The 23743-nt window shown below is 54.4% G+C and carries 18 protein-coding genes and 1 pseudogene; 17 read left to right on the plus strand and 2 right to left on the minus strand.

The genetic code is table 11. The features are described from left to right. Nucleotides 1–207 precede the first annotated feature (207 nt). From CE_RS00005 to CE_RS00060, 14 genes are all read left to right on the plus strand, one after another. Entirely contained in the window at nt 208–1872 is a 1665-nt protein-coding gene (locus CE_RS00005) for a type ISP restriction/modification enzyme (protein WP_011069208.1), read from the plus strand. Between the two features lie 156 nt (nt 1873–2028). Beyond that, nucleotides 2029–2295 (plus strand): hypothetical protein, encoded by a 267-nt coding sequence (locus tag CE_RS00010; protein WP_006770520.1) that lies wholly within the window; start codon nt 2029–2031, stop codon nt 2293–2295. Between the two features lie 254 nt (nt 2296–2549). Continuing rightward, a complete protein-coding gene (gene mobF, locus CE_RS00015) occupies nt 2550–6014 on the plus strand; it encodes a MobF family relaxase (RefSeq protein ID WP_011069209.1) in 3465 nt (1154 codons plus the stop codon). A 701-nt stretch (nt 6015–6715) separates the two neighbouring features. Beyond that, nucleotides 6716–6961, plus strand: coding sequence for a hypothetical protein (locus CE_RS15525; RefSeq protein ID WP_155808226.1), 246 nt, complete (start codon nt 6716–6718; stop codon nt 6959–6961). 295 nt (nt 6962–7256) lie between these two features. Beyond that, nucleotides 7257–7844 (plus strand): ParA family protein, encoded by a 588-nt coding sequence (locus CE_RS00020; protein WP_006770522.1) that lies wholly within the window; start codon nt 7257–7259, stop codon nt 7842–7844. After that, nucleotides 7841–8113 (plus strand): plasmid partition protein ParG, encoded by a 273-nt coding sequence (locus CE_RS00025; protein ID WP_006770523.1) that lies wholly within the window; start codon nt 7841–7843, stop codon nt 8111–8113. The genes CE_RS00020 and CE_RS00025 overlap by 4 nt, the downstream gene beginning before the upstream one ends. A 304-nt stretch (nt 8114–8417) precedes the next feature. Continuing rightward, nucleotides 8418–9866: a replication initiation protein gene (locus tag CE_RS00030; protein WP_049783595.1), complete on the plus strand. Its 1449-nt coding sequence runs from the start codon at nt 8418–8420 to the stop codon at nt 9864–9866. A gap of 535 nt (nt 9867–10401) precedes the next feature. Continuing rightward, on the plus strand, nt 10402–11658 hold the full coding sequence (locus CE_RS00035) for an IS256 family transposase (RefSeq protein ID WP_011069211.1): 1257 nt from the start codon (nt 10402–10404) through the stop codon (nt 11656–11658). Nucleotides 11659–12054: 396 nt separating this feature from the next. Then, a complete protein-coding gene (locus CE_RS14550) occupies nt 12055–12861 on the plus strand; it encodes a hypothetical protein (protein ID WP_231295189.1) in 807 nt (268 codons plus the stop codon). Nucleotides 12862–13756: 895 nt separating this feature from the next. Further along, on the plus strand, nt 13757–14047 hold the full coding sequence (locus tag CE_RS15090; protein WP_006770507.1) for a type IIL restriction-modification enzyme MmeI: 291 nt from the start codon (nt 13757–13759) through the stop codon (nt 14045–14047). Continuing rightward, entirely contained in the window at nt 14028–14879 is an 852-nt protein-coding gene (locus tag CE_RS14555; protein ID WP_143758374.1) for a hypothetical protein, read from the plus strand. The genes CE_RS15090 and CE_RS14555 overlap by 20 nt, the downstream gene beginning before the upstream one ends. Nucleotides 14880–14969: 90 nt before the next feature. After that, on the plus strand, nt 14970–16382 hold the full coding sequence (locus CE_RS00050) for an IS1380-like element ISCef7 family transposase (RefSeq protein ID WP_011069213.1): 1413 nt from the start codon (nt 14970–14972) through the stop codon (nt 16380–16382). A 387-nt stretch (nt 16383–16769) separates the two neighbouring features. Further along, a complete protein-coding gene (locus CE_RS00055; RefSeq protein WP_006770511.1) occupies nt 16770–17354 on the plus strand; it encodes a ParA family protein in 585 nt (194 codons plus the stop codon). Further along, the gene (locus tag CE_RS00060; protein WP_006770512.1) at nt 17355–17627 is read left to right on the plus strand and encodes a hypothetical protein; all 273 of its coding nucleotides are present in this window, start codon (nt 17355–17357) and stop codon (nt 17625–17627) included. A gap of 61 nt (nt 17628–17688) precedes the next feature. Here the strand turns inward: CE_RS00060 and CE_RS15095 are convergent, their stop codons facing one another. Both CE_RS15095 and CE_RS14560 read right to left on the minus strand, forming a co-directional pair. Beyond that, nucleotides 17689–18444, minus strand: a complete 756-nt coding sequence (locus CE_RS15095) for a hypothetical protein (RefSeq protein ID WP_143758375.1) — start codon at nt 18442–18444, stop codon at nt 17689–17691. A 5-nt stretch (nt 18445–18449) separates the two neighbouring features. Then, the gene (locus tag CE_RS14560) at nt 18450–18734 is read right to left on the minus strand and encodes a hypothetical protein (protein ID WP_006770514.1); all 285 of its coding nucleotides are present in this window, start codon (nt 18732–18734) and stop codon (nt 18450–18452) included. 346 nt (nt 18735–19080) lie between these two features. Between CE_RS14560 and CE_RS00070 the strand changes: the two genes are divergently transcribed. The 3 genes and pseudogenes from CE_RS00070 to CE_RS00080 all read left to right on the plus strand — a co-directional run bounded on the left by CE_RS00070 (nt 19081) and on the right by CE_RS00080 (nt 23690). Then, on the plus strand, nt 19081–20538 hold the full coding sequence (locus tag CE_RS00070; protein ID WP_011069214.1) for a replication initiation protein: 1458 nt from the start codon (nt 19081–19083) through the stop codon (nt 20536–20538). A 300-nt stretch (nt 20539–20838) separates the two neighbouring features. Beyond that, nucleotides 20839–22503 (plus strand): N-6 DNA methylase, encoded by a 1665-nt coding sequence (locus tag CE_RS00075; RefSeq protein ID WP_011069215.1) that lies wholly within the window; start codon nt 20839–20841, stop codon nt 22501–22503. Beyond that, nucleotides 22475–23690, plus strand: a pseudogene (locus CE_RS00080) (IS4-like element ISCef4 family transposase). Before CE_RS00075 ends, CE_RS00080 begins: the two are co-directional and overlap by 29 nt. The last annotated feature ends 53 nt before the right edge of the window (nt 23691–23743 follow it).

The following is a 23743-nucleotide window of genomic DNA, read 5'->3' on the forward strand; positions in this document are numbered from 1 at the left end:
GGTACCTCAACCCACCGCGACGAAGGCGGAAGAATCCGCGGGTGATTAAACGAAAGATGTCGAAATGGCCGGTGAAACGATCCCATCATTGTGGTCGGCCACTCGGCCCAGTGGTCACCGTCATCCCACCACTAACTTAACGGTATTGTCATTAAGCCCGCACAGGAGACGGGCGTCATTTTCTCTGCCCAGGCGTCGCTGTACAACATGTACGTCTATTTCTGGCGTTGGGCGATCTGGAAGGCATTCCAGCAGGCCCCTGAGGAAAAGGCAATCATATCCTTTATCACTGCCTCGTCCTGGCTGGACGGCCCCGCTTTTGTGGGGCTTCGAAAACTAGCGGTGGACACCGCCAATGATATTTGGGTCCTGGACCTCGGTGGAGAAGGCCGCGGAGCTCGCAAGGAAGAAAACGTCTTCGACATTCAATCCCCGGTCGCCATTGTGACCCTTGTGAAATCGGGTAAAGCCTCTAGAGCCGCCAAAATCTTCTATCGCAGGATCCGCGGCACACGGCAGGAAAAGTTCCTCCAACTCGACGAGATTAAGCGATTACACGCTGACGATGGATGGATCGAAATTGCTGCGCCGAACGGTGAGAAGTTCATTCCAGAAACAACCAGTGAACTCTGGCAGCAACTTCCCCTACTGGCAGACTTGTTCCCTTGGCAACAACCCGGGATTATGTATAACCGAGCGTGGCCTGTCGCTCCTTCGCCGGAGGTCTTGAAGGAGCGATGGAAATTTTTGCTAGAGGATACTGATGCCGACTCCCGAGCTGAGCGGTATGTAACGGGAAATAGCGGCCGCAATATCTATACCAAAGTGGGATCACTCGAGCCATTAGCGGATCTTCCGGTTGATGCTGAACCTCAACCCATTGTCAGGATGGGGTGGCGCTCGTTCGATCAGCAATGGACATTCGATGACCCTCGATTAGCTAAAACAGATAGCCCTGCGCTGTGGCAGTCTCTATCTGACAAGCAGGTCTTTCTCGTGTCCCCGTGGACGGCACGGATCAGCAACGGGCCGGCAGCCACAGTTGCGGTTGGGGTCCCGGATAAGCACTACTACTGCAACCGCGGTGGAAAAGATGTCATTCCGCTGTACCGAGATCAAGAATGCGAACAACCGAACGTCACCGCTGGACTCCGGGAAAAACTGGAAGACATCATGGGTCTGGAAGTGACCCCCGAGGACTTCTTGGCCTACTGCTACGCCCTTATCGCGCATGGAGGCTACAGCGAGATGTTTCACGATCCGCTGGATTCATCTCCTGTCAGGATCCCCATCACCCGTGACCTCCAACGATTCACTCAGGCAGTCGAGATGGGCTACGAGCTTCTTTGGCTGCAGACTTTCGGACAGCGATTTACCTCAGACGCGCGGCCCCTTGGGCGAGTGCCACGTATTGACGGGCTGTTCTGGCTGGAGTCGGTAAACACCCTCCCTCAGGACATGAAGGAGATCAGCTATGACGCAGAAACACATCAGCTCCATATTGCTGACGGTGTCATCAGCGGAGTTCTCCCCGAAGTATGGACTTTCGAAGTCTCAGGCATGAAAGTCCTGGATAAGTGGCTGGGAGCCAGAACCCGTAAGGGTATCGGGCGAGCAGCCGGGAAATCAGCAACCCCGCTGGACCGCATCCGCCCCACTGAATGGGAGGACGAATGGAATGATGAGCTACTTGATCTGCTGCGGATGCTTACTAGAACAGTCGAGTTAGGCCCCCAGCAAATGCAGCTCCTGGAAGAGATTGTGCAGGGGGAGCTCATTACCGCCGATCAGCTTCCCTCCCCGACTGACGCTGAACGCAAGGTGCCAAAGACGATCAAGCGGGATTATGGCCAAACCTCAATTACCTTCTAGAGTCGAGAACCGCCGCGGACTTATTGAGTGGTTGATCGAATGGAACGGTGTATGACGGCGGCAAAGTTTTTCGGGAAAAGGGCTAACCGCCTTGCGACACCTGCCCCCTGCATAAATGTGTCGGGATAGAAAGCATTTTCTAGATATTTCCTATGTATGTCCATCCCGGATGAAAGACTGATAACCATGAAGGTAATTAAGGATGTCCTCGCTGCCCATGGCGTGCCCGTCGATGATCCCAACGATGCCACCCTGAGTGGTAGCGAGCATGCCCAGGCGATCATTGTCACCGCCTTGGTTGAGCAGTGGGATCGTCTTGACGGTTCCCAGCAACGGAGCATCGTGGAAGCCTTGGAAGCGTCGACGGTCGTGACTGAAGAGGCTGAAAAGTGGGTGAGGGATCGCATTCGCCCTGCCGAATAATCCCGGTTGTTTTTAACCCGCTCACTGAAACATCAGTGAGCGGGTTTTGCTGCCGCGGGTACTCGCTCGCGCTCCCACCCTTGCCCTGACATAACCCCGGCCGCGGTAGCTGCCAAGGGGTCGTTGTTCTTCCCAGAACAACGACCCCACCCGCCCGCGATCACCTCGCCCAGGCGAGGGCGGATCCGCTTCCAGGCCACCTTCCGGTGGTCTGTTTCGCGTTTCCCACCACCTCTCACCCACCGTGAGGTAGGGTGAGAGGAAAGAAAAAGAAAACCACATGGGACATTTGCACGATTGTGCTTTTGCCGGTGCGGGCGCGTGGTTTCGGATGGATCTGGGAGGTGGATGTTGTGCTGACGATTGCGAAGCTGGGGGCGCATTCGGTGAGCTATTATGACTCCACTGTGGCCGAGGGAATTGGCCCAGATAACTATTATTCCGAGGCCGGGAGTGCGCCGGCCCAGGTGTGGAGCAGAAGTGACCGCGTGGCAGAATGTGCGGCGTTTTTAGGTGTGGAGCAGGGGCAGTCACTTGATGGGGATCAGGTGAAGAAGTGGTTTAACCACACCACTGCTCCCAGTGGGAACCGTCTTGGTCAGGTGATGCGTGAGGATGGGGTGCGTGGTTATGATCTGACGTTTTCTGCGCCGAAAAGTGTCTCCGTGTTGTGGGGGTTGTCGGGTCGTGATGAGGTGCGCCAGGTGGTGGATGAGGCTCATGCAATGGCGGTGGCCAGGGCGTTGGATTACTTAGAAACGCATGCTTCTTATACGCGGCGACGTGATGAGAATAAGACGCTGATTGTGGATAAGACGGTGGGGTTATCTGGTGTGAAATATGAGCACCGGACTTCTCGTGCGGGCGATCCTCATGTTCACTCACATGTTCTATTAGCGAATCGTCAACTGTGCCCCGATGGGCAAGTGCGCTCGGTGGATGGAAAAAGTTTGTATCACGAGGCCCGTGCAGCAGGGATGTTGTATCAGGCGGTGTTACGGGAAGAACTAACCCGCCAGCTGGGTGTGGAGTGGGGTGAGGTCACCAAGGGGCAGGCCGATATTAAGGGGTTGAATGATCCGGCTGTGTTAACGGCTTTTTCCACCCGCACTACGGAGATTGGTCAGTGGGAAGCGGAGAATGCGTTGACCACGAACTATCAGCTCCAGCGGGTGGCGCAGAAGAAAACACGGCAGACCAAAAACGTCGATGCGGTTCTTTCTGATCTGGAAACCCAGTGGGCACAGCAGCGAGCAGCGCAGCAGGTCGCACAGTTTGCCGCAGGCCTAGGGGCAGGGGCAACCGAGGAGAAGAAGAATCTCCCGACCCCGGAAGCAGTATTAACCGAGGTCATTGCGGAGCGCTCGACGTTTACTCGTGCGGATGTGGTGGAAAAATGCGCGGAGATGATCCCCGTGGGGACGTTATCTCCTGATGAGATCCTTGGCTTTGTCGAGGCCACCGCCACCCACGCCTTAGAGTCAGTGGCACTCAGTGTCACCCCGGATCGTGCCCGGGAAGTCGATAACACCCAGCGAGAAGGTTCCCAGCGGTTTACCACTGACGCGGTGATCCAGGAGGTCAATAAGGGCATTGACCTGGCCACCACGAAGACGCATAACGCGGTATCAGCTGACTCTATTGTCCCTGTAGAGGGCACATTGTCGCCTGCCCAGGCTGAGGCCATGGCGGCGGTGGTGAGCTCTGATTTCCTCGCTTCTGTCGTGGTGGCACCAGCAGGAGCGGGTAAAACCTCCTCGCTGAAAGCAGCACGTCAAGCATGGGAACACGCAGGTAAAACCGTCATCGGCCTAGCACCAACAGGTAAGGCTGCCGATGTCATGGTCGGTGAACACGTCGCCCACGAGTCCTCCACCATTGCTCGTGCACTGTATGGCACCGAGGATCTTGCCCCGGCCCAGGTCGCAGCGAGGTTGGGGTGGAACCGCGACACGGTGGTGGTCGTGGATGAAGCCGGGATGGTGGCCACCCCTGATGTGGTGCGCCTGTTGGAGATCACTCGTGCGGCCCAGGCCAAGATCGTGCTGGTCGGTGACCCACACCAGTATGCAGCCGTGAAAGCCAGGTCAGGGATGCTGGCCACCTTGGCGTATGAACTCCCTGATGCCGTGGAGTTGACGGAGGTTTTCCGTCAGCGTGACGTGGCCGAACGTGAGGCTTCTATCCAGTTGCGTAGTGGGGATAAGGATTCTATTAAGCGTGCGGCCCACTGGTACATGCTTCAAGGCCGGCTTGAGGCTGGTTCCACCACCGCGATGCTGGATGATGCACTGGCTGGGTGGACGTCAGACACCGCAGCCGGCAAAGACTCCTTGCTGGTGGCTGCCACTGGTGAGCAGGTCCAGGCGCTGAATGCTGGTGCGCAGAAGATCCGCGCTGATCGCGGTGAACTGTATCTGTCGGAGGCTCGTGAGCTATCGACGGGTCAGTGGTTGCATGCCGGGGATGTGTTGTTGACCCGGAAAAACGACTATGACCTGCTCACTAGTGCTGGTGATGTGGTGCGTAATGGCCAACGCTGGCGAGTCGATCAGCTGCATGGTGATGGTTCGATTAGTGCTACCCGTCTTGATGACACCCAGGCCACCGCCACCATCCCAGCGTCCTACCTGAAGGAGTCTGGTCAGCTGGGTTATGCCTCTACTGGGCATTCCGCCCAAGGTGCCACGGTGGACGTGGCTCGTGTGGTGGCGGGTGCTGGTCAGGTGGACCGGGCCAGTGTGTATGTGCCACTGACCCGGGGCCGGGAGGGCAACTACCTGTATCTCACGGAGTCGATGCCGGGTGATACTGATACCGGCCATGGTGGAGTCACACCGACGAAGCGTCGTGAGGGGGCGGAGTATGCCCGTGATCTGCTGATTGCGGCAGCTGCTCGTGATGGGGCTGATCAGACCCCGCATCAGGTGTGGGGTACAGCACGCGCTGATTGGGCGTTGACTCGTCTTGCCGCAAGTGGTGAGTTTATTAACTACTCGCCGTTTACCGGTACCCGTATGGGTGAGGTGATGGCTGAGCGGGAAGCCCAGCGAGCTGAGCGGTTTAGTGAGTTCTTTACCCTCACGCAGATCCCGCCGAAGCAGAAGAGTGCGCTGCCCTCAGAACCTGATGTCTCAGAAAAGTGTGCCACCGAGGTGAATGCCTCCCCACAGGATGAGGTGAAGCGCTATCAGCACCGGGCCGGTGAGTATGCGGCAGCGTTGGAGCAGGTGCGTGCTCAGCAGGCTCAGGCCCAAGCCCAGCTTGATGCCATGGCAGGAGAAAAGACCCAGTTGGAATCAGCTCTCAGGGAACTAGAGCAGAAAAAGCGTCAGGTCACTGCTGAAAGCCAGGGGCGTGGGTTCTTTGCCAAGATGATCAAACGTAGTGAGGATGAACGTCGTCTTGATCAGCTTGAGGCTGCCCTGGTGGCTGGTCGAGGTGAGGTGGAGAAGTTTATGCCTGGTTATCGTCAGGTAGAAGCTGTGGTCAGTGATCTTGGAGTACAAGCCCACAAACTGGCGGTTCAGGAAAAACAGGCTCGTGATCAGGCCCGGTACTACCTGGGATTAGCAGCGATGGAAGATCCAGTCTCGTCGGTGGGTTTATCGGAAGCGTTGAATAAACCGTCACAGAAGCGTTTTCGCTCTCACCCGCCGCAGTCGCAGTCGCAGGCACTGCAGTATCACCGCGACCAAGATCAAGGACTGGGGCGTTAGAACAGAAGGAAGACACAGAGTTTACCTCCTTTTATTTATTATTTTTATGCACTGTCAACGGTGGTGCGGCTTAAATTTTTTCGTTTTTTAAAGTGGTTAAGGATCATCCAAATGACTGGTCCTATAAAAGGTAATGCAAAGCTAATGATCATCCATAAAGTAGCTGACAACCAAGCACCGGAAGCTCGCTATTCCAAAATGGCGATTCCCACAGCGGATACCAGTATTAGTCCTAAAAGGACAGCAAGGAAAACGGGGTAAATCTCGGGTATTAGGTTTTGATTCGAAAAAATATTTTCGGCAGTAGGTCCTATTTTTAATTCATAATCCTTAGCAAGGTATCTACTGCTTTCCATACGGATAGTATAATCTAGCTAGTCAAAAATTGATGATCCGACGTATAACCAGGTTGAGTTAGGTCCCGGAACGCAGGCGCCGATGAAAAAATTTTTTCTACGATGATCTTCACATTCCCAAACAGAGTTGAAAACTCTATGGACTTGATCCCAAATATCTGATTGAACGACAGGCATCGTCGGTTCACTTGTTTGAACCTCCTGGGCAGATACGAGGGGAGTCGAAATTGTAGCCGTTGCGGCTACAAATAGTATGGTTCCTAAGATACGTAACTTGATTGCCATATTTTTATTATACTTAGTAATTAAATACTGTCAGAGAAATTAGAAAAAGGTTAATAGTATATGACATTCGAGAACCCCACTTTAGACGTCTTGCGTGGAGCTAGAGACTCTATAACTTCAGACTGTAAAACTACCAAGATAATGCTAGAGGGCCTAGTGGCTGCATATGAAGCTGGGGGGGGAAAGCGGGAAGACTCATTTGATGTTGATACCTTAATTCGCCAATTAGTCGGAATTATTGCAGATCTAGAGTTACGAATTTTTAATTTGGAAGAAAAAATTAAAGGCTCGGATTTTTCTGCATGAATCACTTCAGCTGGTTGAGGAGGGGTGATTATGCATTGCTAGAGCATGTTACTTATTCAACACCTGAGTGATTGTCCTTCCGGTGCGGAAGCTAGCTAAATGGGGCATCTAATAGCAGTTCTTTTAGGACTTCCACCTATTTTTCAGTAAAAAGATCAAAAGAGAGACCTAAGGGAAAGTACTTACTATTCTCCCTGGTAGTAGAATTATACTAAATGTTTACAGGTTTACAGGTGCTGTAAACCTGTAAACCTGTTACGATGAGCATGTACCCACTACAACTACAGGGGAAACCATGATTATTAGTGCCGTCAACGCCAAAGGTGGGGTGGGTAAAACCACCACCACGATCTTCGTGGCCACCGAGTTAGCACGCCGCGGACACCAGGTGCGCGTGATTGATCTTGACCGCCAGGGCAGCGCCCTGGACTGGGCAGAACGAGCAGAAGAACACGGCGACCCGTTGCCTTTTGAGGTCGAGGTGTCCATCCCCCGCCAATTGCCTAGGATCGCCGGCCGACTAACGGACGGGGAAATCATCGTCATTGATGCCCCACCCGGTGATGAAACAGCAATTGAAGCAGCCATTGAAGTCAGTGACTTCGTAATCCTGCCAACCCGGGCCACAGCTGCGGATCTCACCCGGGTGTGGGAAATCCGCGAGGCCCTCGAGGACACCCCACACGCTGTCTTATTAACCTTTGTTCGTCGTGGCACCAGCGCCCCGGAAGTCACTCGCGAGATCCTCGACGCCGAGAAGTTACCGCGTTTTTCTACTGAGATTCCTTTGCGTGAGGATATGCACGCCGCCTACGGCTACACCCCGATAGAGATGCACGGCTATGACACCGTGACCACTGAGATGATGGAGCAGATGCAATGACCACCCGAGCACGTGTTGCCGACCAAGCCGGCCCCCGTAAAAAGACCACTACCCCGGTAACAAAGGCCCCGGCGAAGAAAACCACCCGGAAAGCTGCGGTGAAAAAAGCCTTCCAGCAACCCAGCACCCGTGACTTCGTGAAGAAAATGACCGTGGAAATCGACCAGGATGCCCACGCTGAATTGAAGATGATCGCGGCCAGGGATGGGGTCACCATCCGAGAAATCATCAGTGATCTCATTGACGGATACGTTAAAAAACACAGGTAGGAACCGGTAAACCTTTATACAGGTTTACAGCACCAGTAAAGCTGTAAACCTGTAAAAAGAAGCGGTAAAACGGTAAAGCTGTAGAGCTATAAAACGGTATAAAACATATTTTTACCTGCACCGACGTGTCGCACGATTAGATGTCGTCAGGCGTTGATACAGTGCGGGAAAAGAACTTAACAATGAAAGCGAAAACCCACCAGCGGGAAACTGGTGGGCTTCGTTGAATCGCTTAGCACCTAGCTTCGAACCTAGCTGCTGAGCGCTTTACACCGGTACGTCAATTACCGGGGAAAGCATGGCTATGAGTCTAGTCAATAGCACGACGTCTGGCACAACCAGACACACCCAGACCACCGATCTCTACGGCGGCCTGGACGATACCCCTGCCAGCGGCCTCGACCGCGAGGCCCTGCTTGCCCACCTGGGCCGCAAAGTCCTGCACGGCAGTAGGGGACGTGATTTCGCCAGCGCGTATCTGACCACCAAGAACGGCACCCGAGCACCCAGAATGTACCGGGTGGACTCTAAGGCTCTGGGTAAATGCGAGTACGTTCAACTGACCAACAAGCAGTATGCCTCTGTCCTGGTGGTTGATATTGACCTTCCCGGGGATGCCGGTGGGCATCCGATTAATCTTCCTGAGCAGGTCAAGCAGAAGTTCTCCCAGCTCATTGCCCATTACCTTGGGCCCGCGTGGGTGGGGATCAACCCTGTGAACGGGAAATGCCAGGCGATCTGGCTGATTGATCCAGTGTATGCCGATGCCAGTGGGCAGTCGCGGGCGATGACGCTACTGGCAGCAGCCACCCATGACCTGGGACAATGGTTAGGACATGACAGCCATTTTTCCCATCGTTTCAGCCGGTCACCGTTTTATACCGGCGATTCCCCAACCGCGTATCGGTGGTATCGCCAGCATCACCGTGTCTACCGGTTGGGAGATCTTCTTGCAGGGGTGCGTGCGATGACCGGTCAGGAGTCCTATGCCAAGCCTCGTCAGCAGTTTTCCAGCGGCCGTGAGCTCATCAACGCGGTCAAAGCCAGGCGGGAGGAAGCAGAACGCTTCAAAGCACTGTCGAAGGATGTGGAAGCAGAACTAGCCGGCCAACTGGATCAATACGACCCGGAGCTGATCCAGGGTGTGCGGGTGTTGTGGATCCGTGAAGGCCGGGCAGCGCGTGATGAAACCGCGTTTCGACATGCCTTAAAGACTGGTCACCGCCTTCGTCAGGCTGGTCAGCGAATGACCGATGCTGCAATCATCGATGCTTACGAGCACGCCTATACGGTGGCCCAGGAGGTCGGTGCTGATGGGCGCACACCTGAGTTGCCGCCGATGAAAGACCGCCAGACCATGGCCAGGCGAGTACGTGGCTATGTCACGACGTCTAAAGGCGAGGCGTATGGTAGTTCAGCCACGGGGCGTGCCACCAGTGCTGAGCGCAAAGCCTTGGCCACGATGGGGCGTCGAGGCGGGAAGAAAGCCGCAGAACGCTGGAAAGACCCAAACAGCGACTACGCCACTGATCTGCGGACGAAACTCCAGGGAGCGAATGAACGCCGAGCAGTGACAGGTCGAGTAACCGCCCGACAGATTGCAAACTTCTTTGATGACACATTCATTCAAACAGGAGAGTACCCAAGCATTCCACAAGCTATGAATGAATTAGGAGTGTCACGGCCAACTGTTAGTAGAGCGCTAAAAACTGCTGGGATTCAGCTTCCGCGTGGACGGAAGAAAAAGCAGTAAGAAATATGTCAGGCCATAAGCAATATACGGTTCCCCTGCCGGTAGGCAGGGGGTGGACCTATTTTAAGGTTTTTAGAAGCTCTATTTTTTAACTAAGTTACTTCTCATATCTCGCAAAGAAATGTGTCAGGCCATAAGCAATATACGGTTCCCCTGCCGGTAGGCAGGGAAACCTACTTGCTTTAAGGATTTTAGAGTTTGCTATCAGTGGTGATACTCAAGCTGTTGAGTAAAGGTCATACATCCTGTTGGTTTGAGAGTTTCTAGGACTACACCTGAATAGTTACTGCTTTTAGCACAATTTCATTGGTGGGAAGCGTGCTTAGGCGGTTATTGTTGCCGCCTTTGTCGTCGAGTGGGATTGTTTTGATGTTTGCCACTAGGGCAGTCTGTCGCTACGACGGAAGAAGCTGGGGTTGCGTCCGATAGCGTGGTGTATCTGTAACTGCCGGTGACGACCCTATGAACACATGAGGCGACCACCGCAGGTACCTTTCGAATCAACTCTCACATCTCCTCGAAAGGACAACCCACGATGGCCGCTGGCCCTTATTCTATCGACCCCACCACCTACCTTGACGAATTGCTCGCCCAGGCATCCCCCGATTTGATGCGAGAGATGCTCCAAGGTTTCATCAACCAGATCCTCTCCACCCAGGCTGACCAGGTGTGCGGCGCTGACTATGCGACTGTCAGTGAGTCCCGCACCAATGTCCGCAATGGGTACCGTCACAGGGATTTCGACACCCGGGTCGGCACCGTGGATGTCGCGGTCCCGAAACTACGCACCGGATCCTTCTTCCCCGACTGGCTGTTGGAACGTCGCACCCGGGCCGAACGGGCCCTGACCACTGTGATCGCCACCTGCTACCTCAAGGGTGTGTCCACCAGGAGGATGAACGACCTGGTGGCCACCTTAGGGATCAACAGTCTCTCGAAGTCCCAGGTGTCCGACATGGCGAAAGATCTCGATGTCATGGTCGAAGAGTTCCGCACCAGACCCCTTGATACCGGCCCCTACCTCTATGTTTCGTGTGACGCCCTGACGATGAAGGTGCGTGAAGGAGGACGGGTGGTGAAAACCTCCGTCCTACTGGCCACTGGAGTGAATTCGGAAGGATATCGGGAGTTGTTGGGCATGCAGGTCGCAACGAGTGAATCAGTGGCATCGTGGACCGGGTTCTTCCGGGACCTCAAAGCCCGCGGGCTCAACGAGGTCTATTTGGTGACCAGTGATGCCCACCTGGGAATTCAGCACGCCATCGGTGAGGTCCTGCCGAATGCCTCTTGGCAACGGTGTCGCACGCACTTTTCCAAGAACTTGTACGGGATGGTGTCGAAGACGCAATGGCCAACGTTATCGGCGATGTTCCACACCATCTTCCAGCAGCCGGATGCACAATCGGTGTGGGGTCAGGCCCGTGAGGTCGTGGCCTTTTGTGAGCAGAAGTTCCCGGATGTGGCCGATTACCTGGAGGAAGCTCTTGATGAGCTGCTGGCATTCACGAACGCGCCCAAGAGTGTGTGGACCAAGGTCTGGTCGAATAACCCCACCGAGAGGCTCAATCGCGAGATCCGCCGGCGCACCGATGTCGTCGGCATCTTCCCCAACCGTGATGCTGTCGTGCGCCTGGTCGGGGCGGTGCTGGCGGAACAGCATGATGATTGGATTCAGCAGAAGCGGTACATGTCGTTGACGAGCTTGGAGCAGACCAGGGCGATGATGACGGCGAACATCATCGATGCGGACGACGCTGCTGCGTCTGAGGTTATGCGGAGGGAAGTGGCATGAACCAGTGTCGGCATTTAGCTCGTGATGGTCCTTGAGGTCGTTACGCTGCTTGTTTTATCGAAAGGGCAGATACACCACTTCCGCGGACTTGACCGAAGCTGGAGAGTGGATACGGAGTTTACCTACGCACCACAGAGTGAATCAGCTGTATCTGGCTTATTTTCTAGCAACAGGGGTATGGAGTTTCTCTGGCCTAAAGCGACTCGGTGAGTTCGTAAATCTATAAGTTGGCCCCCCTTTGGGGGTCTTAAGGAAATATTCATATTTATTTTATTTTTTTCAGCTTTTTCTTATCTTATAATCATCCTGTACATAATTTCTGCAGGAAGAGGGAAGATGCGACTAGTAAGAAGATCGTTAAGCCTTATTATTGCTGCGTGGGTATCAGTCTCGATAATGTCGCCGGTGGCTCAGGCTCAGGCAGAACGCGATGTGATTTCCGAAGAGAAGGATGCTTATGTCCAGGGTTTTCATCAAAGTGACGATGTGACGCCTTTGGTAACAAGTTGTGAGGAAAATTCGAATTCAGCTTTGACGAATTATCAATCGGGGGGAGATTTCGAGACCGATAGGGATATAGTGAATTCTCTATCCCCCTTGGTTGTGGATCTATTTCCACAATCTGAGGGGCAGCTAGATTATTTCAGCGTTACTACTCCAGATGAGAATAATCAGAGGATCATTTTTGCAGGATTTGAAAGGCAGAGCATCTCAGGTCACGGCACAGTATTTGTCGATGAAAATCTATCTGTAGTGTCTTCTCATTACGGGACGGTTGAAGATACTGAAAGTGGTCATGTTCGAGTCACTGCATACATAAATGGAGAAGTAGATAAAACTGTCACACTTGACAAAGAAAAATCCGGTACTGGATCGGATGAATTTCTGGAAATGATTGCAGGATCTGAAGAGCTTAGTGTTCCAAATCCTAGTGACCAAGGTTTTCAAGAAGGCAGTAAATTTACTCTGGCACAGGCATCCGGCTACCGTGGGTGGGACGGATTTATTGAGTGTATTAAAAATGATGGATCTGTGCCGGGCTTCATAGCTGGAGCTATTGGATCAGGTTGTGGCTTTCTAGGTCGCTATCACCCTGTGGCAGGTGCTGGTTGTGCCGTTGGAGTGTCTGGAGTGTATGCAGCTGTAGTGTACTACTGCGCTCTTTCCGCTATGAACATACAGCGGTGGCAGATTCTGAGATAAGATCGCAATCTTTATGCCTCAAAGTTATATTAAGAAGAATTAACCTGAATTCTTTTTAATATTGATTCGATTTAGTGTCTACGTATTTTCGGTTGTCAGGGGATTTATAACAATGAAACTAAATCGACACCTTTTCTCCATTACGGTTCTAGCGTTTCTCCTAGTGGGGATGTTTCTAATTGCTTTCACTCCAGCAGGATGGGGTAAAGTGCTCGGATTTTTTCTAATAGGTGTAGGCCTCTTGCTGCAGATGGTTATGCTTATACTAAATCTTAGTAAAAGTTATAAACCGGATGAGAAACGCGCTGATTAGCGGGTGACGGATGCTGCGATCATCGATGCTTACGAGCACGCTTACAGTGTGGCCCAGGAGATCGGTGCTGATGGGCGCAAATCAGAGTTGCCGCCGAATCAAGACGCATACTTCACCGGTAATTGCCTGGGCTAGTAGCTCCACCTGTTTGGGAGATACCGGTGGAGTCAACTGCTCCAGGAGCATTGCAGCGATCAACTCCAAATCACCGGTCAGAACATCATTGCTTGTCTGTAGCATCCACATACCTAGTTAGACTGCGCCAGCGAGCTAAAGGTTCCACCCGGTTTTGTGGGTAAAAATACGCACTGCTTTTAGCAGGGTTGCAGTAGGCGGTTGACCTGCGGTTATCCTCGCGGCTGTCGTGGGACTGGGGCCGTTTTTTGAGGGTAAAAATACGCAGCCTATTTTTCATGTGGTCAAAGATACGCAGACCAAGCTGGGCGAAACCTACAAAGCGCTACAGATAATTCGTGAGGTAGCGGGAGTCAATACGCGAAGAACCGGTAGTTGAAACGCGAAGATTTCTGGGTAAAGCTCTATCTGGTCTCTGAAATGCCTGGTGATGGATAAACTCGATGAATGACCTCCACCCTGCCTGCCACGATTGATCGGGCGACCGTTCACCGCAATCTCGATGAGTTCAAAGCCTTCTGGCTTAACCGCATCACTGACTGGCGGGAGCGCGGGGAAACAGCAACGGAGAAAAAATATGCCCAGCAGTTCTGGTCAGAACTGTTCTCCTGTTTCGGGATCAACGCCTCGCGCATGGATCTGTTTGAACAAGACGCACACCGCAGCTCCACCGGAGGAAGCGGTTATATCGACTTATTTTGGCCAGGTGTGGTCATCGGTGAAGCGAAATCCCACTGAATCCATGCCGGGTGATACTGATACCGGTCATGGTGGGGTCACCCCGACGGTGCGTCGTAAGGGGGCAGAGTATGCCCGTGATCTGCTGATTGCGGCAGCTGCTCGTGATGGGGCTGATCAGACCCCACACCAGGTGTGGGGCACCGCACGCGCTGATTGGGCGTTGACTCGTCTTGCGGCAAGTGGTGAGTTTATTAACTACTCGCCGTTTACCGGTACCCGGATGGGGGACATCATGGCTGAGCGGGAAGCCCAGCGAGCTGAGCGGTTTAGTGAGTTCTTTACCCTCACACAAATCCCGCCGAGGAAGAAACAGACACTCACACCACAACCAGAATCGCCAGGTAAGAGTGCTGTTCAGGTGGGTTCCTCCCCGCGTAATCCGGTGCGAGAAGCAGAAAAGGCAGTCACCGTGTTGGAGGAGCAACGCCGTGTGGTTGCTCAGCAGTACAGGCAGATCGGTGAGCACCTTGGCCAAGTGCAGGGCCAGGAACACCAGATCTGTCAGCAGCTTGAGCAGATCACCCGCCAGATCACCCAGGCACAGCAGGCCCGTGATGGTCGTGGGTGGTTGGCGAAGATGCTCAAACCTAATGAGGGGGCCCAGCAGATCGAGCAGTGGAGTAAGCAGCAGGCTGGGTTAGAGCGTGAGCGTGTGCAGGTTACCCAGCAGCGTGAGGGCTTAGAACGCGATCTTGCCCAGGTCAGCCAGCAGTACCAGGATATTGATGGGCAGTACCAACGCGCGCAGCTTTATCGTGATGGGGTCAAAGCTGAGCAGATTGCGGAAAGAGCGTCTAAGCCTGGATTCACCGATGTGACTCGAATCTAAGCGGCGTGGGAAAAAGAGAAATACCCTTCTGAACTGGGATAATCAAGCTTGTCTAGAGTTCGATTCTCCTGCCAGAAAGGCACCTCACAGGTGCAAGTATCTCACACTCCCGCGGCACTCTCTATTTCCTTTGATGATCCCACCCTCGTGTCGGCCGCAGGCCTGGCCCCGACCATGCGCCTGGCCGACAACGCTGGCCTGTCGACCCTGGCACAGCACCAGCTGACTGTGGCAGGTGACAAGGGTGCCAACGCCGGGGCGAAGATCACCTCACTGATCGCCGGCATGGTCGCAGGGGCCGACTCGATCAACGACATGGACCTGCTGCGCCACGGCGGCATGAACCGACTCTTTACCCGGATCTACGCACCCTCGACCCTGGGATCCTTCCTCCGGGCCTTCACCTTCGGACATGTCCGTCAGTTGGATGCCGTGGCCTCCCGGTTCCTGATCAACCTGGCAGTGCAGGCACCAGCCCTGGTACCCGCCCCGGCTGCCACCAGCGGGTATGTCTTCGTCGATGTTGACGACACCATCATCGAAGTCCACGGCCACCAGAAACAAGGCGCCGGCTTCGGCTACTCCGGTATCCGTGGGCTCAATGCGCTGCTGGCCACGGTCACCACGACAGAGTCTGCCCCGGTGGTCGTAGCCCAGCGCCTGCGCCGCGGGTCCTGTGGCTCCCCGCGTGGGGCAGGCCGGTTGATTGCTGATGCGATCACCACCACCCGGCGGTTACCGGGACTCCAGCACCAGAAGATCCTGGTGCGGGCTGATTCCGCCTTCTACGGCTCCCCCAGCATCCACGCAGCACTCACAGCCGGTGCGGATGTGTCGGTTACCGCGCGGATGACGAGGAATATCCGCCAGGCGATCACCACGATCCCGGATACGTCCTGGGAGACAATTGAGTACACCGACGCACTCTTCGACGAGGACACCCAGACCTGGATCTCCTCAGCAGAAGTCGCGGAAGTCCCCTTCACCGCGTTTGCGTCGAAGCCGGAGGTCGATCAGGTTCCTGGACGGCTGGTGGTCCGCCGGATCCCGGAACTCAACCCCAAGAAGAATGTGGATCAGCCGGGACTATTTGATCTGCACCGCTTCCACGCGGTGTTCACCACCGCTGACCCCGCACTGCTCGATACCGTTGCCGCGGACAAGACCCACCGCCAGCATGCGGTCATCGAGCAGGTCAACGCCGATCTGAAGAACAGCGCCCTGGCGCATATGCCATCCGGGAAGTTCACCGCGAACGCGGCGTGGCTGGTGTGTGCGGTCATGGCCTTCAACCTCACCCGCGCTGCCGGGGTCGTTGCTGCGGGGGCGCTGGCCAGGGCTACGACAGCGACGATCCGGCATCAGATCATCGCGGTGGCGGCCCGGGTGGTGCGTCGGTCCCGGCGACTGGTGCTGCACCTGCCGGAGGGCTGGAGGTGGCAAGCCCAGTGGCGGAGACTGTTCGATCACGGTCACTCGCCGCCGGTGGTTGTTTCTTCCTGACCACCTGCGCCGGATTCCTTCGGCCCGAGCTGAACTACCAATTCGTGGAACGACCAGACGACGACGTGATCTGGGGATCACCCCTGCCCGAAATCCTTGGTGGTGCCCGCAGCCGAAATCAACCGATCACCGAAGGACCATCGGCGGATCCAGGCTAAGAATGACCTGACTAATGTGCTGGGTCGTTCCCGGTCACGTCCAGGTCGTGGGATCAGCGGGGCTCCACAGTTCGGTGTGAACCGTGGTCATCAGCGTGATAATGACCAGGGCAGGGGCCTCTAATCAGTCCTGATCTACTGGTAGCTATAGCATTTAAGCGTTATAACGTTATAATGCTATTAGTGCTAACGTTATAGCGTTCTAAGCGATAGAAAAGAGCAGGCCAGGATGCGTATATCTTTCGTTCATACTAAAGGTGGCGTCGGTAAAACCACCAGCTCTATCTTGCTGGCCACAGCAGCGATACGCCGTGGGATCGACGTGGAATTTTTCGACGCTGACCCCCAAGCCTCAGCATCACGGTGGGCAGAAGTAGCCCGCAACCGTGAGGATCCACTGGAGTTTGAGGTCATGCCCGCTAGTGCGAAAAAGCTCCGGGCACACCCGGCATCGACAGGCTGGCAGATCGTGGACACCCCACCAGGTAATGCCGCAGAAATCCAGGCAGCTATTGATACTGCTGATCTGGTGATCGTGCCCACGCATCCATCCCCGATTGATCTTGATCGCGTGTGGCCGACGTTGGAGACGATTAACCACCGGATGGTGGGGGTGTTGCTCATTGGCGTCCAGGAGCGACGCCGGTTGTATCAAGACACCCGTGAGATCTTCGAGTCTCAAGGGGTCTCGACGTTTTATAACACCGTTCCAGAACGCGAAGACATCAAGGCAATGTTCGGCACGAATCCGAGAAATATTTATAGCTTTGACGAGATCTGTACTGAGATTTTAGAAATTGAGGAGATGAATTAAATGACCCCACCACGTAACCGCTTGGCTGATACGATCCGCCAGCCAGCGAAGAAAACAGCGAGCACTCCCGTGAAGGATACCTTGCGCAATGATGAGGAAGAAAAGACAAAACTGACCCGTCGTACCACGGTGTATCTATCGGAGCAGACATGGAAAGATTTAAAGATTTCCGCTGTCGAGGACGAAAAAAATGTGTCCCAAATTATTGAGAACCTAGTTGAGGGCTACCTAATGCGCCGCGAACGTAGGATTGCAAAAGCGCAGGAAAAGTAACGTTGTAACGTTGTAACGCTAAACATGGCCGGTAGTAGCACTTGGCTCGCTGTAGAGATCTTTAATTCATTGTGTTGTTATCGCCCTGGATATTAGAGGATTCGGCAGCATTGTCGTTGTACTGGAGTGAATTATTAACTGTGCCACCAGCGCTAGATTGAGAGATAATCCCATCTTGTGTGGTGTTCATATCACCAGTCATGGTGCTTATAAAAACATTGATAACCTGCTTAGCAGCTTCGGTCTGTTCCTCTGTCATCTCTGACAAGTTCCCGACATCAGGTGATACGGCTTCTAGCTCCAGTGCCATTTGTAAAGATTGGTTTCTAATATTTCCTAGGAGAGCCAGGACTATCGTACGGGGAAAAATTATCTGGGCTTCCTCCAAAGTCATGCCGGTGTACGAAGTAGCTTTTCCCTCTTCTTCAAGTACTTGATACCGCGCTACCCATGAATTAGGCATTTTTATTCCAGGGTCTTCTGGGCCACTGCTTAATGCCTCGAGCTCAGTAACCGACTGGGGAAAAGCAAGCCCTTTTTCTTCCCACCAACGCAATTCCTCGGGTATGTCAGAAGATATGAAATAAACCGTCTTATAAGTAGGTCCCCAGCCGACAAATGTTAACTGTATTCGGCCCCTAAAGTTTTGACGATAATGGGGCAAAGAATCTTCACGATCATATCCATTTAGTTCTCCTTGGAGCCATTCTTTTAAAGGATCAGACTGTGTTCGGTAGGCCACTACTAACAGCTGCCTTAGTCCTTCTTCCAAGGATGTTTCACTGTCTGCGAGAGATTCAATAACTTTTTGAAGCATAGTGATCAGACCATTCCTGCCGCTTGGGCGATATAGGGGGCGAGAGCTGCAAGGACAGGGGGCGCAAATGCTTTATTAGCCACCCAACTCATTCCTTTAGTGAGAGCTGTTTTAGGACCATTGTCCTGCTTTTCTTTTTCCAACTGATCAGCGTGATTGGTTTCCCCGTGCTCGCGCAAAGTAGAGACAATATCATCTACTAACTGAGACTGATTTTGCTGATTGATGACATTATTGTCCCCTTGTACATTGACCGCGGGTGCATTATTGACGTTGTGTTGATGATTCATTTATCTCCCTACCCAAGTGCATCTTGTCTGGACTGAAATAGCTGGTATTTAACTAAGCTAGTCGCGAGAAAAGCGCAGGCTCACGAGTCTTTTCTAAGGGTAGAGGATAAATGCCTAAATAGGATTTTTAGCGTTAAAGCGCTATAACGTTAAAACTATTTAACGTTACATATCTGGACGGTATAAACCCATTTTGAACAGTAGGAACGTGTTGCTCGGAAAAAACAAGCATCACCCTGTTACGCTTGTGAGAATTGCATATAGAAAATAGTTGAGCGCCTAACAGCAGACACTGTTAGACGCTCCGCTTTACCCCGGTCTTCGACCACCGGAGAAAGCACTGCCTATGAGTCTAGTCAATAGCACGACGTCTGGCACAACCAGACACACCCAGACCACCGATCTCTACGGCGGCCTGGACGATACCCCTGCCAGCGGCCTCGACCGCGAGGCCCTGCTTGCCCACCTGGGCCGTAAAGTCCTGCATGGCAGTAGGGGACGTGATTTCGCCAGCGCGTATCTCACCACCAAAGACGGTGGACGAGCACCCAGAATGTACCGGGTGGATTCTGAGGCTCTGGGTAAATGCGAGTACGTTCAACTGACCAACAAGCAGTATGCCTCTGTCCTGGTGGTCGATATTGACCTTCCCGGGGATGCCGGTGGGCACCCAGTTAATCTTCCTGAGCAGGTCAAGCAGAAGTTCTCCCAGCTCATCGCCCATTACCTTGGGCCCGCCTGGGTGGGGATTAACCCGGTGAATGGGAAATGCCAGGCGATCTGGTTGATTGATCCGGTGTATGCCGATGCCAGTGGGCAGTCGCGGGCGATGACGCTACTGGCAGCAGCCACCCATGACCTGGGACAATGGTTAGGACATGACAGCCATTTTTCCCATCGTTTCAGCCGGTCACCGTTTTATACCGGCGATTCCCCGACCGCGTATCGGTGGTATCGCCAGCATCACCGTGTCTACCGGTTGGCAGATCTTCTTGCAGGGGTGCGTGCGATGACCGGTCAGGAGTCCTATGCCAAGCCTCGTCAGCAGTTTTCCAGCGGCCGTGAGCTGATCATGGCGGTCAAGGCCAGGCGTGAGGACGCAGAACGCTTCAAAGCACTGTCCCAGGACGTGGAGGCAGAGTTAGCCGGCCACTTGGATCAGTACGACCCGGAGCTGATTCAGGGTGTGCGGGTGTTGTGGATTAGGACAGGTCGGGCCGCTCGTGATGAGACCGCGTTTCGCCATGCCTTAAAGACTGGCCACCGCCTTCGTCAGGCTGGTCAGCGGATGACGGACGCGGCGATCATCGATGCTTACGAGCACGCCTACACCGTGGCCCAGGAGGTCGGTGCTGATGGGCGCACACCTGAGTTGCCGCCGATGAAAGACCGCCAGACCATGGCCAGGCGAGTACGTGGCTATGTCACGACGTCTAAAGGCGAGGCGTATGGTAGTTCAGCCACGGGGCGTGCCACCAGTGCTGAGCGCAAAGCCTTGGCCACGATGGGGCGTCGAGGCGGGAAGAAAGCCGCAGAACGCTGGAAAGACCCAGACAGTGAATACGCACAAGCTGAACGAGACAAACTTCAGAAGATCAATGTACGCCGTAGTCAACAAGGTAAAACTCGACGCTTAAGAATCGCTGCCTGGTTCCTGGAAGGTGTGTCTGAGACTGGAGAATGGCCAACGATCAATGAGGCAGTACAGGCTTTCGACGTATCCGAGAGAACAGTACGAAACGCAGTCAAAGATGCTGGTATCGAGTTGCCGCGGGGACGCAAAAAGAAACCGGCAACGCCGTAAGCAATATACGGTTCCCCTGCCGGTAGGCAGGAAGGTTACCTATCTCAAGGTTTTTCGAGTTTGCTGTCGATCAGTGATTGAGATGAGTCAATGTGCAGACTTCACCCGTAATCGCTTCGGCTAGTAACTCAACCTGCCGCGGGGATACCGGTGGAGTCAACTGCTCCAGGAGCGTTGCAGCGATCAACTCCAAATCACCGGTCAGAACATCATTACTTGTCTGTAGCATCCACATACCTAGTTAGACTGCGCTGAAGCACTAAAGGTTTCACCTGGTAGGGAAACCAGCGTCTTAAAGACGTGAATTCCTACAACACTTTCCTCAATACTCCACAAGTAAAGGTCATCATGAATTTGCAGGTAGTTTCAGCATTAGCGCAGAAGTATTCTGATCAGGCACGAAGTGCAAACTCGCTTAGTATTGCTGCCGAGCCCGAGGCCCAGCTTACGGTTCCGCTAGCTAACTTCTTTTCTGCTTTCGCTGCTGAAGCTGGTCTAGGCGAGTTGGGACTGATTCGAGAAGCTCAGCTTAAGGGTGTTCGTCCTGATTTTGCGGCGACCATTAATCAGCGTCAGTGTGGTTGGGTTGAGTTGAAAGCTCCCGGTCACACTCTTATGGGCGAGAAATGGCGGGGACGGGAGAAGGGACAGTGGGAATTACTCGCCCAACTCGATTCTCTGGTCGTCACTAATGGCGAAGCTGCAGCTCTGTACGTAAATGGTGTACTCGGTGCGGAATGTGACCTCCCATTCGATGACCCAGCTTCGTGGGACCCGGAACCCTTCAAAGATCTTCTGCAGAAGTTCATCTTGGCGAAGGCCACTCCGATCAAACGGGTGAGCCAACTAGCTGACCGCCTAGCCCCGCTGGCGCGTTTCCTTCGTATCAGGCTCGATGAGGGCTTGGAAAACAACCTGCCGGCGGTTCTTCAAGCCAAAGAGGCATGGGATTCCACGGTTCACGAGACCACCTCGACGGGCCAGTTTTCCAGTGACGTGGCCCAGGTGGTTGCCTACTCGATGGCAATCGCCGGGATGTCGGGGCAGGCCGACCTCAACAACGACGGGGTTATCACGCTCAAAGAAGCGAAGGACACCTTGGCACTGGGACACCGTAATGTTCTTGCGGCAGCCCTCGGACCGATCATCGGCATCCCGGAGCTGACGGAATACATTGCTCCGGAACTGGGAGCGATTATCCGCTTGATTTCGGGTATGGATGTGCCGGCTATCCAGTCGGCAAAGGATTCCCGAGGCGAACCGTGGCTGTGGTTCTACGAGGACTTTTTGGCCAAATATGACCCAGAGGCCCGTAAGCAGGCTGGTGTCTACTACACCCCGACGAGCGTGGTGCAGTGCCAGGTGCGGATGGTCGACGATGTGCTGCGGAATCGATTCGGCCAGACCCTCGGCTTTGGATCAAAATCGGTTGTGACTCTCGATCCGGCGACTGGTTCAGGGACCTATCCTCTTGCAGTGATCGATCAGGCTGTCGAAACAGCCCATATCGAGCGCGGCCCCGCTGGCACCCAACAGGTTGCGCGGAATCTCACGAAGAACATCCTCGCCTTCGAGATTCTTCCTGGCCCCTATTCGGTGGCCCACCTTCGAGTCGGCCAACGGCTTGCCCAAGCAAAGAACCAGCTTGTCCAGTTCGATGACATCGGCGTTTATCTCACCGACACGTTAGAAGATCCCAGTACGCACATCCGTCCGGGACTATTCGGTGACGCGAAGATTCTTGCTGAAGCCGCCGACAAGGCCCGCAGAGTCAAAGCAGAGCAGAACATCACCGTTGCCATCGGTAATCCCCCCTACGACCGGGTCACTTCTGACAGCGGCGGATGGGTCACAGCAGGAAATGACCATCACGAGCCATTATTTGACGATGTCATTAAGCCCAATGCCGTTAAGTTAGTGGGTGTAGTGTTGTGCTATGCCTCGACATGGACGGACACAACCTGATACTGATCGTCGGTTATCGGATTTAATCTCGGTGGGGCCTGCTCACCCGGGTGTTTCCGGCCGATGTCGTGGACGAGGTCGTCGCGCAGGCCGGTCGTACCCAGCAACGATCCCGCATCCTGCCCTCCCGGGTAATGGTGTATTACACCATCACAATGGCTTTGAACTCCGATGGATCCTATGAGGATATCTACGCCGATCTCACCGATGGACTGTCCTGGGCCTGCAGGTGGGAGGAACAGGCAGTACCTGCTCCGTCACGCTCCGCGATTTTCCAGGCCAGGGTCAGGCTGGGACATGAACCGATGGCAGCGTTGTTTGCCCGTGTTGCCCAACCATTGGCCCGGCCGGGGTGGGAGGGGGCCTGGCTGGCGGGCAAACGCCTGTTGGCTGTTGATGGCACCACCTTGGATGTCCCGGATACGCCAGCCAATGTCGAGCATTTCGGGCGTCCCGGCACCGGACGTGGTCAGGCCGGGTACCCGCAGGCCCGTGTCGTGGCGATCGCGGAATGTGGATCACATGCGATCCTGGACGCGGTCATCGGCGGGCTGGGCACCGGGGAAACGACCCTGGCTGATGAACTGATCGACCGGCTGGATCCAGGCTCAGTACTGGTCGCTGATCGGGGGTTTTATAGTTTCCACCGGTGGGCTACCGCCCAGGACCGTGGTGCGGATCTGGTGTGGCGGATCCGGAACAATGTGAAACCACACCATGTGCGAACCCTGGAGGATGGAACATGGTTGGCCACGATTACCCCGAGCAGTGGGCCGGGGTGGCGGCAGGTTGCCCCAAGGATGGTGCGGGTGGTGGACTACCACATCGATACCGGTGACGATGAGGCTGGCATTGTCGACCAGCAGCATCGGTTGTTGACCACCTTGTTGGATCCTGATGAGGTGTCGGTGGAGGATCTGATCGCGGCGTATCACGCCCGGTGGGAGATCGAGAACACTTTCGATGAGTTGAAAACCCATCAGCGTGGACGAGAAAGGGTGTTGCGGTCAAAGTCCCCGGAGTTGGTGCGTCAGGAGATCTGGGGGCATCTGTGCTGCCACTACGCGATCAGGACACTGATGGCTGATGCGGCCACTGCCAGTGAGCACCCTCCGGTGCGGGTGTCATTTGTTAAGGCCTTGAAGCTTACCCGTCGTTCGGTGATCCAGGGCTCTTTTCCCCCCTGACGACCCGCACACCGCCCGAAGTTTATGGGATCGGGCAGTGTCTTGGCTGGCCA

The organism is Corynebacterium efficiens YS-314 (assembly GCF_000011305.1).
GTDB classification, from domain to species: Bacteria; Actinomycetota; Actinomycetes; order Mycobacteriales; family Mycobacteriaceae; genus Corynebacterium; species Corynebacterium efficiens.